Below are 15,271 nucleotides of genomic sequence, written 5' to 3' on the forward strand. Positions count from 1 at the left end.
CCAGGGCCGGGTGTTTTTAAGCTCCAGCATGACGTCAGACGGGATCTCGCCGCTGGTGCGTGAGACCGCCATGTGGGAGGCGGGAGCGGCATAGGGGTTGATGTTTTCGGCTGGCTTGGAGGCCGGGGATCTCCTGACCAGAGCGCTCAAGGAGGATAAAGCGGGCTTGTTCTGCGGAGCCGAAAAGCCGTCGAAAATTTCACCCAGTCCCTTCCAGCCGGACATGCCTTCGCGCCAGCCCCAGTCGCTGGGCAGAAACTGGCCGTTTTGCAGACCTTCCTGAATCTGCGCGGCTTCAAAGGAACCAAGATTCTGACCTTCGCGGGTGACCTGATAGACGCTCATGAGTGCCCGGCCTGTAGCCGCGCCCCATGCCAGGTGTCTAGATGTTTTTCAAACGCCAGGAAGGCCCTGGGAGCGCGGCATTGATTCGCTGCGCTCACCCTTCGGGCTCACTTCGTTCGTCTGTCTCGCTGCGCTCGGCTCCGATGCCGCACCGTCTGCGCCTCCGGCATTCCCCAGCGCGAGCAAAGCAAGCTTTGACGCCGTCTTCCGCGAGGCTGGGGCGAGGAAGGATTCTTTGTGGCCGTTCGCCCAGAGCGGCATGAGCAGGTAAGCACGTTTTGCGGTCACTCGCCCAGAGCGGCATCGGAGTGCCGCGCTCCCTGGGAGTGTCCTAGTTCGTCAATTTTCCCTGCTGACAGAGCTGTGTGAATCCGCTTCAATTCCGTGCATGCTGCATTCTCCCAATCGTGGCTGGCACGCCCGCGGTTATCTGCCGCACTTTGAAAGCACCCTTCACATTCAGATGGTGACTTACCGGCAGGCGGATGCGCTGCCGAAAGAAGTGATGGAGCGCCTTCGCCGCGAATGCGATGAACAGGGCGAGAATGCCGAGGTCCGCCTAAGGAAGGGGGTGGAGGAATGGCTTGACGCAGGGCATGGCTCATGTGTGCTGAACCGGCCTGAATGCGCCAGCTTGGTTGTGGATGCGTGGAAGCATTTCGACGGAGAGCGCTACCGACTGCATGCCTGGATGGTGATGCCGAACCACGTTCATCTGATTGTGCAAATGCTTGGCGGGTATGCGTTGAGCGATGCGGTGGAAAGTTGGAAGCGATATACAGCAACGAGGATCAACAGGCTGCTAGGAAGGAAAGGGGCGTTCTGGCTTGAAGATTATTGGGACCGCTATGTATGGGATGAAACGCATTACCAGAATGTCGTGGCCTACGTGCATGCAGAATCCGGTGAAGGCTGGATTGGTGCAGAAGGCGGAGGACTGGGCCTGAGCAGCGCCGCTGCGTGGGAGCTGCGCAGCGCTGAGCGGGGCAGGGAGCGCGGCACTCCGATGCCGCTCTGGTCAGAGGCCTTGAAACTCAATTCCTTGCTGGCAACACAAGGTCCTTGGGGACACGAATGCTGACGAAATCGCTGAGAAGGCGGCATCGGAGTGCCGCGCTCCCGGGGAATCACTTCGGCAGCATCGTCAGATACTGGTCGTTCATCTGCTTCACCTTGGTGCGCATCGGCTCAAGCTGCGGCTGCAGCTTGGCGAGTTCACCGGTGGCTTCGGCGATGATCTTGTCCTTCTCGGGGATTTCCTTGGTGGCGGCGGCGATGGTGGCTTCGGCGTCGGTTTTCTTCTTCCTGGCACCTTCCAGTTCACCGTTCGCCTTCGCGACATCAGCCTTCTTGGCGTCGAGCACCTTCTGCTCGGCGTCCAGCTTGCCATGGGCGGCGGCGTAGGCCTGCTCCAGCGGTGGCAGCGCGGTCTTCGCAGCGGCGATGGCGGCGTTCAGCGGCACGATCTTGGCGGCAAAATCCTTCTCGATCGCAGCCGGCGCGGCCTGCTTCTCAGCGAGGGCCTTGGACTGGGCTTCGATCTCCTTCTGGATGGCGTCACGCTGGGCACGGGGTGTGGCGGCCTGTTTCTCAGCGGCGGCGAGTTCGCTCTTCGCCTGGGCAAGCTGCTGCTCGGCCGTCTTGATCGCGGCCAGGGCTTTGTTCACGCTTTGTGGATTGTTGGCGGCGTGAGCCACGTCATGGGCTTTCACAGCGCTGGCTTTGGCATTCTTTTTCGCATTCACGTCAGCTTCCGCTGCCTTGATGGCGTTGGCGGTGTCTGCTGCTGCTTTCTCGGCTGTCGCCACTTTGGCGGTGAGGGCGGGATCGCCCGCTTTGGCGGCGAGTTCTTTCTTCGCAGCAGTCACGGCATCCGTCACAGGCTTCTGCTTGGCGCGGGTGTCGGCCAGGGCTTTTTCAGCAGCGGTCTGGGCGGCAGTCGTCGCAGCCAGCGCGGCCTCGGCATCCTTGTCGGCCTTGGCTTTGCTGGCGAGATCTGCGGTGGCATCGGCATGCGCTTTCTTGGCGGCGGCCAGGGCGGCGTCTTTCGGGGCCACGGCATCCTGTTTGGCCTTCACAGCTTTTTCAGGAGCGGCGAGTTTGCCATTCACTTCCGCGAGGCTCTTCTTCTTCGTTTCGATGAGCTTGGCGATGTCCTCGGCGGCTTTCTTGGCTGCGGCGATGGCTTCGTCCTTCGCTTTCGCAGCGGCGGCGATTTCAGCTTCTTTGCTGGTGATGATGGCCTTCTGCTCGTTCACCTTGGCAGCAGCGGCGGCGTCTGCATCGCGGGCGGGTTTGATGGCGGTTTCGAGGCCGGCCTGCTCGCCCTGCACTTTCTTCAGCGTGGCTTCCAGACCGGGCTGGGCGGCGGTGGATGCGGCGATGGCTTTTTTCGATTCTTCAATGCGTGCAGCGGCAGAGACCTTGGCGGCTTCGGCGTCTTTTTTGGCTTCCGTGAAATCGGTGAAGTCCGCTTCGAGCTTGGCGAGTTTTTCCTTCTCGGCGAGCACGCCGGTGTTGAACTGCGCGGCCTTCAATGCGGTGGGCACCTTTTGCAGGATGCCGATCTCAGTGCTGGCGGATTTGACTGCGTTCTGCGCGCTGGCGAGGTTGGTCCTGCCAGTGACTGCATTGGACTCGGCATTCTTGATGCGGTCCGGTCCGGCCTTCACCAAGGCGGGCAGTTTCGGCAGTTCGGCCTTCTTGGCCGCGATGCCGTCCGCCGTGGCTTTGATCTTGGCGTCGGTCTCGGCGATGAGCTTGTCGAGATCCGCCGGGGCGGCAGGTGCAGCGCCCAGCTCGGCCTTGGCTTTGGCGAGAGCGGCGGCGAGCTGATCGGCTTTGGCCTTCACGGGGGCAATTTTCTGCGGCTCCGCATTGGCGGCGGCCAGTTTGGCAGCTTCAGCCGCCACCGGGGCGAGTTCTTTCTCCTGCGCGGCGATCTTGGCGGACTTTTCAGCGTGGGCTTTGATGGCGGCGGTGCGGGCGGCCTTGTCCTGCTCGGCCTTGGCGCGGGCGGCTTTCAGTGCAGCCAGGGCTTTCTCGTCATTGGCGATCTCGCCAGGGAGGTTCTTGCTGCGCGCTTCATTGGCGGCCACTTCGGCACGGACTTTGGCCAGCGCTTCATCGCGTGCTTTGGCGTCGGCCTCGGCGGTTTTGATGGCTGCCTGCAGAGTGGGGAGCTTGGTGGTGAGCTCGGCCAGACGCTGTTCGGTTTGCACGATGCGCTGGGCGATCAGGGAAGGATTGCTGGTGTAACGCCCGTTCTCATTGAGCGCCGTGGCCCCAAAGGACCATTGAATGATTTCGCCGCGCCAGTTGGCGGAGATGGCATTTTTGGAATCGAAGAGCGAGACCACTTTGGTCACGAGATCGCCCTGGCTGGGGGCTTCACCGACTTTGTTGCCATTGATGTCCCAGACGCGGACGAGGCCGTCGTTGCCGGAGGAAACGATCTTGCCATCGGGGGTGAAGGAAACGGACTGCACGCCGCCGCCATGCGCCGCCCAGTTTTTCACCAGCTTGCCTTCGTTCATTTCCCAGGTGCTGATCGTGCCGTCCATGGAGCAGGAGGCGAGGATGTTGGAATCGGCGCGCCAGGCGAGGTCCACGCAGGAGGCCTTGTGCTGGCCGAGGATGTAGAATTCACCGCCGTTTTCGGCTTCCCAGACGTTCACATTGCCGTTGCGGTCGCTGGTGGCCAGCAGCACGCCATCCGGGCTGAAGGTGGTGCTCATGACCCACTCGGTGTGCTTGCTGATGACGTATTCCTCTTCGCCGGTGGCTGTGCTGTACACTTTGACCTTCTTCGAAGGGCTGCCGATCACGATTCTCTTGTGGTCGGGGCTGATGTCAGCGGACATGACCTGATCGAACTCCTTGCCGACTTCGGTGATGCGTTTGCCGGTTTTGACGTCCCACACAATGGCGTGGCCGTTTTTGCCGCCGCGACCACCACCCATGATGAGCAGGGAGCCATTGCGGCTGAAGCGCAGGCTGCGCGCATAGCCTTCAGTGTAGGGGAAAATGCCGACGAGCTGCTTGGTGTCGGTGTCGTAGAGCAGGATCTGCTTGGGCGCAGCCAGAGCCATCAGCGAAGTCCACGGACTGGCGGCCATGGCCGTGATGGCGGTGGTGTGCTGAGTCACGATGACGGGCTCCAGCAGCACGTGCTCCGGCTTGGCGATGGGGCCTTCCGGCTTGCCGCTGGTGACGCTGACGGCCATGTCCACCTTGGGCTTGGCGGATTTCTTGGCGATGCTCGACTTGGTGTCGAGCACGCCGCCTTTGACCCAGGCAGCGATGAGATCGAGATCCTTGGGCCCCAGCGGTGCGCCTTCCGGTGGCATGAAGGGCTCTTCCTTCTTGGCGCAGGTGCTCCAGATGCGGCTGCTGTCCACATTGCCGGGATCCACCACGGACCCGCCGCCGCCGCCGTTCATGAGGGCGCTGAAGCTGGTCAGATCGAGGTCACCCTTCTTTTTATCGGGATTATGGCAGGAGAAGCATTTGTTCTCCAGCAGCGGGCGGATGTGATCCTGATAGGTGATTTTTTCGGCAGCGTCCTGGGCATGAAGGGACACTGCGGCGAAGGCCGCGCAAGTCAGCGAAAGGGTGGTTTTGGGCATCATAGGTGGATGGCGTCCTGAATTACGCACGTGGGGAGTGAAGACTTTCGTCAGAGGGGCGATGGCCAAGAAATGTGTCAAGAAGGGCAATCCTGACATTCAATCTTCCTGGCGGGGATAAATGCACCAAAGGTATGCGTGGAATGGCGGGGCGTCCTTGTCGCAGGGCTGTTTCCAAGTCCTGTGAGAGTGCTGCCTTTGTCTGGCTGCGGGGCAGAGGGGCCTGCGTGGAGGCTGTGGTGCTGGGGGCGTTGTGGCTGGTGGTTGCTCTCGTCGTAATGCAGATGCTCGCCAACAGCATCGCCCATCTCATCGACGGGGCCCGCTCCATGATCATTGGATCCGGGGGATAAACGATAGGGCGAGCTTCGCAGCTCGCCCTACCACTCACGAATTGGGAAATACGTTTTACTTGCCCAGCTTGTAGATTGCGCCGTTCCAGTCGAGCACGAGCATCTCTCCGGCGGCGTTGGCGCAGAAGGCGGTCGGTTTGACCAGCACGGTGGGCTTCTTCTTGGGATCAGCGGCAGGTGTCTGCGGGCTGGTGTAGATCTGTTCGTTGCTCAGCTTCTTGCCGCTGTCGTCGGTCTTGAGCGCCCAGATTTTGCCGAGGATGAAGTCGCCATACACATAGGCGCCCTGCAGCTCTGGCAGTGCCTTGCCGGTATAAACGATGCCACCGGTGATGCTGAGGCCTTCGCCGTGGTTGTAGGCATGGATGGGCTCGATGAACTTGGCGTCTGCGGGCGGCGTGTCGGTCATGAGAGGGAAGGCGGCGGGGCCTTCGCGGAAGTTCCAGCCGTAGTTGCCGCCGTTGGTGATCCAGTTGATTTCTTCCCAGATGTCCTGGCCCACATCAGCGCACCAGAGGTGGCCTTTGGCGTCAAAGCTCAGGCCCCAGGGATTGCGGATGCCGTTCGCATAGATCTGCGGCAGGGCGTTGACGCCGCTGGCAAAAGGATTGTCGGCGGGGATGCCGTAGGCCTTGGAATACTCGCGGCTGTTCACGTCGATGCGGAGGATCTTGCCGTAGAGCGTGGCATTGAGCTGGGACATCTTCAGCTCGCCGTTGCGCTTGGAGTTGTCGCCCACGCCGATGTAGAGGAAGCCGTCCGGGCCGAACACGATGTTGCCGCCGTGGTGGTTCCAGTTCACCAGCGGGATTTCCAGCAGAGAGCGCTCGGTGCTTTCATCGGCCTTGTCGCCATTGGCTTTCATCTCGGTGATGACGAGGCGCTTGGGCTTCTGCATGGTGTAGCAGAGGTAGAAGAGGCCGTTGTCCTTGAACTTCGGGTGGAAGGCCAGGCCGTTGAGCCCTTCTTCAAAGAAGCCGTCTTTCGCCTCCATGCCACGCGGGGAGAGATCGAGGAAGGTCTTCGCCTCGCTGTCTGCCTCGTCCTTCGGCAGGATCAGAATCTGTCCGCGCTGCAGCGCCAGAAACTCACGGCCGCTGCCATCCTCCGGGATCGCCAGCGCAATAGGGCGCTCCGTGGGGAGCTTTTCATAAACACGGGTCAGCTTGTGAGTATCGGCAGCAAAAGCAGCCGACGTGAGGAAGGCGAGGCAGAGAAGGGAGCGCATAAGAACGAAATAGTCAGTCGATGCGGCCCGAGTCTTGCAGGGCAATGAAGATTTTTTTGGGGCGGGGGGAGGAAGTGGGACGAGATCCTGAAACCAATTGTGCCTCTCGACAACCGCGCCCAAAAACGTTAATTTGGGGGCATGACCCCAACGCTGGAACACATCAAGCAGGAGATCAAAGCGCTCCCGTCGGCGGAGCGGTTCAATCTTTGGCGTGACCTCGCCCGGGAGTTTGATCCCCCGATGGCCGAAGGGGACGACGAGGAATCTGTCGAGGCCGCGTGGGATGCCGAGATTGATGCTCGCGTAAAGGAAGTTGAGGACGGCACGGTTGAGCTGGTTTCTGCTGAGGACGCAGAGCAGCGAATCCGGGCGAAACTTGCGCAACGACGTGCCAATCACACGGCGGCTGCGTGAGACCGACGGAATTGCATCCTGCTGCCGAACAGGAGTTGGGCGAGGTCGTTGAATATTACGAAGCGATCGGGCAAGATTTGGCTGACGCCTTTCTTGACTGCTTTCGGATTTGTCGGATCAGGATCACCAAAAACCCGCTGCATTACAACATCCGCAGAGGTGTGGTCCGCAGGGTGAACTTCGCACCTCAGTTTGGCGAATACTACCTGCCATTCATGATCTGGAAGGGCCGTGTGGTCATCCTCGCAGTCGCACACTCCAAGCGTCGGCCCTATTACTGGCGGAAGCGCATAGGCGAGGCCAAGAAGATATTTTGAACTGGAACTGGCGAGAGCATCGGGGCTCGCCCGAACGGGCATCATGCCGCCACCCGGTCATTGACCGCCCGCCGAATGCTTCTATCCTGCGCGTCCCCAATTATTCCATGAGCAACGCCACCGCCATCACCCCCACACGTGCCCAAGACTTTCCCGAATGGTACCAGCAGGTCGTTCGTGCCGCCGACATGGCGGAGAACTCCGAGGTGCGTGGCTGCATGGTGATCAAGCCGTGGGGCTACGGCCTCTGGGAAAACATCCAGCGCCAGCTCGATTTGAAATTCAAGGAAACCGGCCACGTGAACGCCTATTTCCCGCTGCTCATCCCCCTGAGCTATCTTGAAAAAGAAGCGCAGCACGCCGAGGGCTTTGCCACCGAGTGCGCCGTGGTCACGCATCACCGCCTCGAAGCGCAGAAGCAGCCGGACGGCACCACCAAGATGATCCCCACCGGTGAACTGGCCGAGCCCTTCGTGATTCGCCCGACTTCGGAAACGATCATCGGCGCCGCTTTCGCCCGCTGGGTGGAAAGCTACCGCGACCTGCCGCTGCTCATCAACCAGTGGTGCAACGTCATGCGCTGGGAGATGCGCCCACGCCTCTTTCTGCGCACCGCCGAGTTCCTCTGGCAGGAAGGCCACACCGCCCATGAAACGGCGGAGGAAGCCATCGCGGAAACGCGCACCATGCACAAGGTGTACGAAGATTTCATGCGCGATCACCTCGCCATCCCCGTCATCCCTGGCGAGAAGACCGAGCGCGAGCGTTTCCCCGGTGCCGTGCAGACCTTCACCGTTGAAGCCATGGTGCAGGACAAGAAGGCCATCCAGGCCGGTACGTCGCACTACCTCGGTCAAAACTTCGCCAAGGCCGCGAACATCCAGTTCCTTGGCCGTGACAACACGCGCCAGCTTGCCCACACCACGAGCTGGGGCGTGAGCACGCGCATGATCGGCACGGTCATCATGGCCCACGGCGATGACGATGGCGTCATCATCCCACCACGCGTGGCACCGAATCAGATCGTCATCCTGCCCGTCACGCCGAAAGCGGACACGCGCGATGAAGTAATCGCCGCCTGCGAAGCCCTGGCGCAGACGCTGCGCGCCCAGACCTTCGCCGGTGAGCCGCTGCGCGTGCACGTGGACAAGCGCGATCTCCAGGGCGGCGCGAAGAATTGGGAATGGATCAAGAAGGGCGTGCCAATGCGCCTCGAGATGGGCCCCCGCGACATCACCAACCGCAGCGTGGCCGTTTGCCGCCGCGATCAGGGACCGAAGGCCAAGGAGTTCGTGCCCAAGGAAGAGTTCCTCCAGTCTGTCACTGAGCGCCTGCAGGAAATCCAGGATGCGCTGCTCGCCCGTGCCACCGCCCTGCGCGACGCCAACATGAAGAAGTTCGAAACGCTGGAGGAGTTCAAAGCCTTCTTCGCGGAAGACTCCGAAGGCGGCTTCGCCCTCATGCACTGGGCCGGCAGCAGCGACGATGAAGACACCCTCAGCAAAGACCTGAAGGTGACCATCCGCTGCGTCCCGCACGGCGACCAGTTTGCCGAAGAAGGCAAGTGCTTCCTCACCGGCAAGCCAAGCTCACGCCGCGTGGTGTTTGCGCGGAGTTATTGAGATCGGTCAAGAGCTGACGAAAGTCGCGACAGCGTTTTGGACTGCTCCAGTCCTCTGGAGTTTTCCGAGAGGCCGAGGGCATGCGAAAAGCGCCGGAGGTCCGGCGCACTCCAAAACGCAAAGCGCACGCGGATACGATTCCTACCTCAGCGCAGAATCTCGCCCTTCGTCACGTCTCCGGGCACATCCAGCAGCATGATCTGATTGATCGTCTTGAACTGGGCGTGGTCGGCCACGTCCCAGACGATCTTTTTGTCGCGCGTGACTTCGATGACCTGAGCCTGCTCGCCGATGTGGCCGTGGCCGAGATAGACGCAGAAGACGGTGTTGCCATTGGGCAGGCGCTGGCAGCCGGCCATGAGGCGCAGCGTGTAGCCGGGGATGTCGTTTTCAGCGAGCTCCCACACCACGTTTTCTTTGGCATCGAGTTCGCGCACCTGATGGCCGTCGCCGCAGGTGATGAGCATGCCGCCCTCGGGCAGGGGCACGACTTCATGCGGATCTCCAGGGACCTTGATCTGGCGCAGCACCTTGCCATCGCCATCAAGTTCGACGATTTTGCCTTCGCCTTTGAAGCAGACGAGGTAGTGGCCGTTGGCGAGTTTGCGCGTGCCGCGAAACTGGTTGTGCAGCTTGATCTCTGGCGCTGCGGTCAGCTTGATCTCCTTGGCGATCTTGCCGGCGCGATCCACTTCAATGATGCGGCTGGTGCCGCATTCCACGATCATCACCTTGCCATCCGGCAGCGGCTGGCAGGAATGCACCTCCACCTTCACATCCGTCGGTGCCTTGTACTCCCACACGACCTTCTTGTCCGGCGTCACTTCCAGCGCCCCGCTGACAAAGCAGAAGAGGTAGTTTCCATTCGGCAGCTTCCAGCAGTCCTGCGGGGCCTTGCAGTCCCACTGCCATTCGATTTTCCCTTCGGCGGAAACCACGCAGACCTTGCCGCCGCCGTAGTCGCAGCAGAGAAACGGATGGGCCGCAGAAGCGGTGGTGGCGAGGGCAAAGAGAGCAGCGAGAAGTCGGAGCATGGTGAGGGTCGGATGGTGAGTCCGACATCAACGCATGCCGCAGCGCGATTGCTTCAACTCATTCTCAGTCGTGAAAACGCGAATGCAGAAGAATGTCTGCGAATAACCGTGAATCAGAGTCCAGCCCAGCGCCCTTCGTGATTATTCGCGGCCATTCGGGGTCCTTTGCGTTGGATGCTTGATGCTCGACAAGCTTTATCGGCTCCCGACCAGAGCGGCATTGGAATGCCGCGCTCCCAGGAGGATCAGCGGATGAAGTAGCTCAGATTCTCCAGCTCCACGGCCAGATCCACGCTGTTCACCACAACATTCTCCGGCACATCGAGGACGGTGGGGGAGAAGTTCAGGATGGCCTGGATGCCGTGCTGCACCAGATCATTGACCACGGACTGGGCATTGCTGGCGGGCACGGTGAGGATGGCCATTTTCACATTCTGGCGGCGGATGAATTCCGCCATTTCAGTCATCGGCAGCACAGGCACACTGACCTGCGGCTGCTTGCGTGGAGAGAGATCAAATGCAGCTGCGACTTCAAAACCCTCCTTGCGGAAACCGCCATAGCGCAGCAGCGCGGAACCGAGATTCCCGACGCCGACCAAGATGACCGGCTGCAGCTTATTCTGCCCCAGCACATCCCCGATCGTGCCGCTGAGGGCGTCCACATTGTAGCCCAGCCCCCGGGTGCCGAGCTGGCCGAAATACGCCAGATCTTTGCGCAACTGCGTGGACTTCACCCCGGCTGCCTTTGCCAATGCGGCAGACGATACGGTGTCCACCTGGTTCTCACGCAGACGCTGCAGGCAGCGCTGGTAGATCGACAGGCGGTAGATCGACTTGCGGGGGATGTCTATTTTGGCATGCATTGGTTCGAACAATGTGAAAATTCACCCGAAAGCATCGGATGTCAACCAAGCTAGGCCACCAGCCTATTGCCGCTGGGGACCGGACTGAGGATCTGGGATGGTTCTTACCGGACCCGCATCAGGAATGCGCCGAGCCGCCGGGATGTGGAGGTTGTGTTCGAGCATCTTCAGGAATTCGATCAGCCCGGGGGTGGCCTTTTTCTCGTCGTAGAGCTTTTTCAAAATGGCGTAACCTTTGGACCATGAGTCAGGATCGTTTGCCTGCGCATAGGCGAAGCCGGCGAAGCGCTCGGTGAAATTCAGGCCGCCGTGCTGAAATGAGCTCAGGTAGGCGTCGCCAGAGGCTTTGAAGTCCTTGGTGCGGTTCCAGTGCAGATCTCCCAGCTTTTGCCACAGTCGTGGATTGTCTGGCATGAGCTTCAAACCCTCCTCTAAAATGTCCATGCCACGCTTCACATAGTCATGGAACAAGGTGCCACGCAGGCCGGGCTTCAGCTCCTTGTTGTAGAGGTAATAGGAGGCCGCATTGTAGGCCATGTGCCAGGAGGCCTCCTCCCAGTAGCGGGCATTGCGCGGCTGGAGCTGCGTCACAAAGCCATAGTATTTGTCCACCTGCGCCCAGTTCACCCGCGTGAACTCCACATGCGCGCGCAGTTGGAAAACGGTGGCAATCAGCCCGCGCAAACCGCCGAACGCTGCTGCCAGCCCCATCTGTCCCATGTTGCCCTTCACGCCCAGATGCAGCGGCTCATCCACCAGATGCATCGTGCGCAGATCATGCGTCACCCGCTGCTCCAGCGGCAGTTTCAGCACACCAAAGATCAGCAGCACAGCAGCAGCCTGGAGTTTTCGTTTCATAGTTCCTTCTCCACAAAGACCAGGTGAGTGACGAAAAGGTAAACCGTCATGTAGAGCGCCGCGATGCCGGTCATTTCATACACGGCTGTCCATGGCACGATCTCGCCGTTGGCCACGCTGTCCACGACGTCGAACTGTGCCAGGTCGGGGCAGATGGAGGCCAGCAGAAAGGTCGCGATGCGTGTGGCGATGCTGCCGAGATTGGGCTGGAAGATGAATTCCCGGATCATCGCATGGCCATGGCCGATGATGGTGATGCAAAAGGTGATGACGATGGTGAAAAGCGTCGAACTCGCGATGCAGGACAGCAGCAGGGCCACGGTGGTCACCACGGCGGCCTTCAGGAAGATGGCCCACACCGCCCAGTGCAGATTCCAGGTGAGCCCCTGCCGGGCCACGATTTCGCGGATCTGCGCCACAGCCTCGGGCGAATCCTGATTTTCCGAATGCAGCTGGGACACGACGGAGGCAAACAGCATGGACTGCTGCAGCCACAAGATCAGGCTCAGCACCGCGTCAATGATGATGAGGCCTGAGGCGATGAGCATCAGCACTCCGAGAAGCTTTCCGATGAGATAATCAAAGCGCGGCACCGGCTTTGACAGGATGGTGTAGAGCGTGCGGTCCTCCAGGTCTTTCGGCAGCAGCAGGGCGGTGGCCACAATGCCGAAGACGATGCTGAACACCTGCAGCACGCCCAGGGACATGGTCTTGAACTGGCTGAGCTGCTGCTCGGGATTGATGGTGGAAAAGCCAAAGCCCATGGCCGCGACCAGCGCGCAGAACAGCAGCAGGAAGGGCAGGATCTTCATCCGCATCAGCTGCGTCATCGTCGCATAGGCCAGCGTCCACACGCGCTTGGGTGAGAAGCGCACCGGAGCCACGGAGGCGGCGGCAGAACTTGGGGAGGCTTGGCTCATGGTTTTTTGGGTTCGTTCGTGGCTTCGATGAAAAGGCGCTCCAGTGTGGTGCGCGGGTGGCCGCTGCGCAGCAGGCGCGTGCCGCCGCCTTCGGCCTTCACCAGCGCATCGATTTTCGCCAGCAGGTCAGCGGAGGCGTTTTCAAGAACCAGCTCGGTTTGATTTTCCACGGCGATCAGTTCGTCCAGCCGTCCTTCGCGCACCATGCGTCCGTGTGCCATGATGCCCACGCGGTCGCAGACCTCCTGCATCTGCTCCAGCAGATGCGAAGTCACCAGCACCGTGATGCCACGGGAGCGGAACTCGATGATCAGATCCCGGATGATGCGCGAGCCGGAGGGGTCTACGCCTGCGGTGGGTTCATCCAGCACGAGCAATTGAGGCTCATGGATCAGCGCCTGCGCCAGGCCGAGGCGTTGCAGCATGCCTTTGGAATAACCGCCCACGCGTCGCGTGGCCGCATCTTCCAGCCCGGTCAGCGTCAGCATGTCCTCCGCGCGGGATTTCAATTCATCCCCGCTCATGCCGCAGAGCTTGCCATAGAAGTGCAGAGTCTCGCGCCCGGTCAGGTGCTTGTAGAAATACGGATTCTCCGGCAGGAAGCCCACGCTGCGGCGGCTGGCCACTTCCGTGCTCGGGATGCCGAAGATGCTGGTCTCGCCTTCCGTCGCATTGAGCAGGCCCAGGATGGCCTTCATCGTCGTGGATTTGCCGGATCCATTGGGCCCGATGAGGCCGTACACTTCACCTGCCTCCACCGTGAATGACACATCATGCACGGCGCGAAAGGCGCCTTTGCCAAGGTGGCCTTTGAAGACCTTGGTCAGATGGTTGACGGAAACGGCGGGCGTGGCGCTCATACGGGTGGGGACAGGTTAATCACGCAGAATGCTGAATCCACGCAAGTTTGGCTGAGCGGCAATGGCTGTGACCTCGCGTTCTTTGATGTGAGAGCCCAGGCTGCTCTGCTGGATGTCTTCGAGGAATGCGTCCAGTTCATCGGCTTCGAATGACTGCGCCAGCATTTCCACGCGGCCATCGGGCAGATTTTTGACCCAGCCGGTCACATCAAAGCCTGAGGCAATGCGCTTCGTGCTGTAGCGAAAGCCCACGCCCTGGACGCGGCCTGAATAGAGAACATTTTTTGCGGTCATCACTTCATCAATAGTTTCAATGCGGCCCTGGCTTCCTCGCTGGCCGCTTCAATCAGCACCACACCGGCATCGCTGCGATTGCGCAGCAGGCTGACAAACCGGCCCTGCGCGGTGAATTCATTTTCACCCTTGGTTTCGTAGCGTTGCTTTAAAGAGCTGATCATCGCCTTGTAAAACGCATCGGCGGAGGATTTGTCCATGAACAGCGTCTGCCATGCGGCGTGGTCGCGCTTGGCGCCGCCATCCGCCGTCCAGGCCAGCAGCCGATCCGCCACCAGCCCGCGTGCGCCGAGTGCGGCGTCTTCATCGGTGTTGTAGGTGCGCAGGGCGGTGACGCAGGCAAACTTGCCAAGGCAGTCATCCAGATACGGCAGCACGCCCCTGAGCTTCACTTCACCCAGCTGGATTTCCACCGGAGCGGGGCGCTCCTGATCGAGATACATCTCCGGCTCGATGACCTCCGCCGTGCTGATGGGCGGGCGGCTGTAGGCGGCATTGAGCTGCGGAAAGCTGCCGGCGCTGTGCAGCGTCTGCGCAAAATCAAAACCCCGGCTGAAAGGGAACAGCGCCAGCTCGCGCAGATACGCCGGCATGGGCACCTGGTTCAGCGGATGATCCGGGTCTTCCGCAGGCAGATCATCCTTCAACTCGGAAGCCGGGTTTTGCAGGGAGTGCAGGAAGCGCGTGAGCGCCGCGTCTCCCGCGATCAATGAATCCCGCGCCAGCCGCATGTCGGTCTTCATGGGGCCATGCTGAGGCTGATACAAAATGCTTCCGTATTCACGCAGCAGCTGCCCAAAGGCGATCCCCAGCGGCTCGTTCGAAGTCACAGCAGGACCGGAAGCCGTGGAGGCCTCAATCGTGTACATGGTCTCCGACTCATCGTCATACCAGCCGCCCAACTGGCGCGCCAGCAAGGCCGCACGCATGGGCAGGGGATCAATCGCCTCTGGAATCCAGCCCAGCGCAGCGAGTCCTCGTGCGAGTTTCTTTCCTTCTTCATTCGGCTGCTGGCGTTTGAGCCAGGCCAGGATGATTTTTTCCACTTCTTCCTGGCTGACCGCCGTCGTCACCAGCGGCAGCGCATGGAGCTTGCGCATTTTCATCATCTCCAAGCCCATGCCCACAAAGTCAGGTGGCACATCGTCATCCTTGGGCGTCATCTTGGGCGCGTCCTTCATGCCCAGCATGCCGAGTTTCTGAATCAGCTGCGCATTCTCATCCTTCAGGGCGTCATTCTGGCCCTGGAGATATTCGATCTGGCCTTCCAGTAGCACGATCTGCTTCTTGAGATCTTCCACCGCCTTGTTGGTGACGTCGATCGGTGGCGCTTCTTGTTTCATCGCAGCCACCGGGGGCTGAATGCCGGCCGCTGGCGGCGGCTCCGGTTTCACTCCCGCCAGAAACAATGCCGCCGCACCTCCGAGCGCGAGGAGGATGATCAGCAGGGTGGCCGGGTTGAGCTTCATCCTTAAACCATGCAGCGGGAAAACGGTGCGGGCAATATCACGGGCTGTTTTTCCGCGTACTTT

General features: G+C 60.7%; 14 protein-coding genes. 4 read left to right on the forward strand and 10 right to left on the reverse strand.

Annotation, left to right across the window (positions count from 1 at the left end):
• Nucleotides 1-345, reverse strand: a 345-nt coding sequence (locus ACILSL_RS09240) for a GYF domain-containing protein (protein WP_395731726.1), incomplete at its 3' end; no start/stop codon positions are given.
• A 463-nt stretch (nucleotides 346-808) separates the two neighbouring features.
• Here ACILSL_RS09240 and ACILSL_RS09245 point away from each other — a divergent pair.
• Nucleotides 809-1,426 (forward strand): transposase, encoded by a 618-nt coding sequence (locus ACILSL_RS09245; protein ID WP_395731727.1) that lies wholly within the window; start codon nucleotides 809-811, stop codon nucleotides 1,424-1,426.
• A 46-nt stretch (nucleotides 1,427-1,472) separates the two neighbouring features.
• Here the strand turns inward: ACILSL_RS09245 and ACILSL_RS09250 are convergent, their stop codons facing one another.
• Both ACILSL_RS09250 and ACILSL_RS09255 read right to left on the reverse strand, forming a co-directional pair.
• Nucleotides 1,473-4,976, reverse strand: coding sequence for a c-type cytochrome domain-containing protein (locus ACILSL_RS09250; RefSeq protein ID WP_395731728.1), 3,504 nt, complete (start codon nucleotides 4,974-4,976; stop codon nucleotides 1,473-1,475).
• Nucleotides 4,977-5,381: 405 nt separating this feature from the next.
• Nucleotides 5,382-6,554 (reverse strand): PQQ-dependent sugar dehydrogenase, encoded by a 1,173-nt coding sequence (locus ACILSL_RS09255; RefSeq protein ID WP_395731729.1) that lies wholly within the window; start codon nucleotides 6,552-6,554, stop codon nucleotides 5,382-5,384.
• A gap of 141 nt (nucleotides 6,555-6,695) precedes the next feature.
• On the opposite strand from ACILSL_RS09255, the gene ACILSL_RS09260 reads away from it, so the two are divergent.
• The 3 genes from ACILSL_RS09260 (at nucleotide 6,696) to proS (ending at nucleotide 8,910) form a co-directional block, all read left to right on the forward strand.
• Entirely contained in the window at nucleotides 6,696-6,971 is a 276-nt protein-coding gene (locus ACILSL_RS09260; protein ID WP_395731730.1) for an addiction module protein, read from the forward strand.
• Complete coding sequence (locus ACILSL_RS09265; protein WP_395731731.1) at nucleotides 6,968-7,288, forward strand: type II toxin-antitoxin system RelE/ParE family toxin; 321 nt, start codon at nucleotides 6,968-6,970, stop codon at nucleotides 7,286-7,288. Before ACILSL_RS09260 ends, ACILSL_RS09265 begins: the two co-directional genes overlap by 4 nt.
• Nucleotides 7,289-7,395: 107 nt before the next feature.
• Complete coding sequence (proS, locus tag ACILSL_RS09270) at nucleotides 7,396-8,910, forward strand: proline--tRNA ligase (protein WP_395731732.1); 1,515 nt, start codon at nucleotides 7,396-7,398, stop codon at nucleotides 8,908-8,910.
• Nucleotides 8,911-9,056: 146 nt separating this feature from the next.
• Here proS and ACILSL_RS09275 read toward each other — a convergent pair whose 3' ends face one another.
• The 7 genes from ACILSL_RS09275 to ACILSL_RS09305 form a co-directional block, all read right to left on the reverse strand.
• The gene (locus ACILSL_RS09275) at nucleotides 9,057-9,944 is read right to left on the reverse strand and encodes a YncE family protein (RefSeq protein WP_395731733.1); all 888 of its coding nucleotides are present in this window, start codon (nucleotides 9,942-9,944) and stop codon (nucleotides 9,057-9,059) included.
• A gap of 245 nt (nucleotides 9,945-10,189) precedes the next feature.
• Nucleotides 10,190-10,807 carry a redox-sensing transcriptional repressor Rex gene (locus tag ACILSL_RS09280; RefSeq protein ID WP_395731734.1) on the reverse strand — a complete coding sequence of 206 codons (618 nt, stop codon included), beginning with the start codon at nucleotides 10,805-10,807 and terminating at the stop codon, nucleotides 10,190-10,192.
• 63 nt (nucleotides 10,808-10,870) lie between these two features.
• On the reverse strand, nucleotides 10,871-11,665 hold the full coding sequence (locus tag ACILSL_RS09285; protein ID WP_395731735.1) for a hypothetical protein: 795 nt from the start codon (nucleotides 11,663-11,665) through the stop codon (nucleotides 10,871-10,873).
• Nucleotides 11,662-12,585, reverse strand: coding sequence for a hypothetical protein (locus ACILSL_RS09290; protein WP_395731736.1), 924 nt, complete (start codon nucleotides 12,583-12,585; stop codon nucleotides 11,662-11,664). Before ACILSL_RS09290 ends, ACILSL_RS09285 begins: the two co-directional genes overlap by 4 nt.
• Complete coding sequence (locus ACILSL_RS09295; RefSeq protein WP_395731737.1) at nucleotides 12,582-13,445, reverse strand: ABC transporter ATP-binding protein; 864 nt, start codon at nucleotides 13,443-13,445, stop codon at nucleotides 12,582-12,584. Before ACILSL_RS09295 ends, ACILSL_RS09290 begins: the two co-directional genes overlap by 4 nt.
• Nucleotides 13,446-13,460: 15 nt before the next feature.
• On the reverse strand, nucleotides 13,461-13,739 hold the full coding sequence (locus tag ACILSL_RS09300) for an acylphosphatase (protein WP_395731738.1): 279 nt from the start codon (nucleotides 13,737-13,739) through the stop codon (nucleotides 13,461-13,463).
• The gene (locus ACILSL_RS09305) at nucleotides 13,739-15,208 is read right to left on the reverse strand and encodes a hypothetical protein (protein WP_395731739.1); all 1,470 of its coding nucleotides are present in this window, start codon (nucleotides 15,206-15,208) and stop codon (nucleotides 13,739-13,741) included. Before ACILSL_RS09305 ends, ACILSL_RS09300 begins: the two co-directional genes overlap by 1 nt.
• Between the last annotated feature and the right edge of the window lie 63 nt (nucleotides 15,209-15,271).

It is taken from the genome of Prosthecobacter sp., from assembly GCF_044222345.1.
GTDB lineage: Bacteria > Verrucomicrobiota > Verrucomicrobiia > Verrucomicrobiales > Verrucomicrobiaceae > Prosthecobacter.

Bases quoted from the DNA above. Each gene is read 5' to 3' on its own strand.
- ACILSL_RS09300 (WP_395731738.1), bottom strand. From the start codon at position 13,739: ATGACCGCAAAAAATGTTCTCTATTCAGGCCGCGTCCAGGGCGTGGGC.
- ACILSL_RS09295 (WP_395731737.1), bottom strand. From the start codon at position 13,445: ATGAGCGCCACGCCCGCCGTTTCCGTCAACCATCTGACCAAGGTCTTC.
- ACILSL_RS09245 (WP_395731727.1), top strand. From the start codon at position 809: ATGGTGACTTACCGGCAGGCGGATGCGCTGCCGAAAGAAGTGATGGAG.
- ACILSL_RS09290 (WP_395731736.1), bottom strand. From the start codon at position 12,585: ATGAGCCAAGCCTCCCCAAGTTCTGCCGCCGCCTCCGTGGCTCCGGTG.
- ACILSL_RS09250 (WP_395731728.1), bottom strand. From the start codon at position 4,976: ATGATGCCCAAAACCACCCTTTCGCTGACTTGCGCGGCCTTCGCCGCA.
- proS (WP_395731732.1), top strand. From the start codon at position 7,396: ATGAGCAACGCCACCGCCATCACCCCCACACGTGCCCAAGACTTTCCC.
- ACILSL_RS09260 (WP_395731730.1), top strand. From the start codon at position 6,696: ATGACCCCAACGCTGGAACACATCAAGCAGGAGATCAAAGCGCTCCCG.
- ACILSL_RS09305 (WP_395731739.1), bottom strand. From the start codon at position 15,208: ATGAAGCTCAACCCGGCCACCCTGCTGATCATCCTCCTCGCGCTCGGA.
- ACILSL_RS09285 (WP_395731735.1), bottom strand. From the start codon at position 11,665: ATGAAACGAAAACTCCAGGCTGCTGCTGTGCTGCTGATCTTTGGTGTG.
- ACILSL_RS09280 (WP_395731734.1), bottom strand. From the start codon at position 10,807: ATGCATGCCAAAATAGACATCCCCCGCAAGTCGATCTACCGCCTGTCG.
- ACILSL_RS09255 (WP_395731729.1), bottom strand. From the start codon at position 6,554: ATGCGCTCCCTTCTCTGCCTCGCCTTCCTCACGTCGGCTGCTTTTGCT.
- ACILSL_RS09275 (WP_395731733.1), bottom strand. From the start codon at position 9,944: ATGCTCCGACTTCTCGCTGCTCTCTTTGCCCTCGCCACCACCGCTTCT.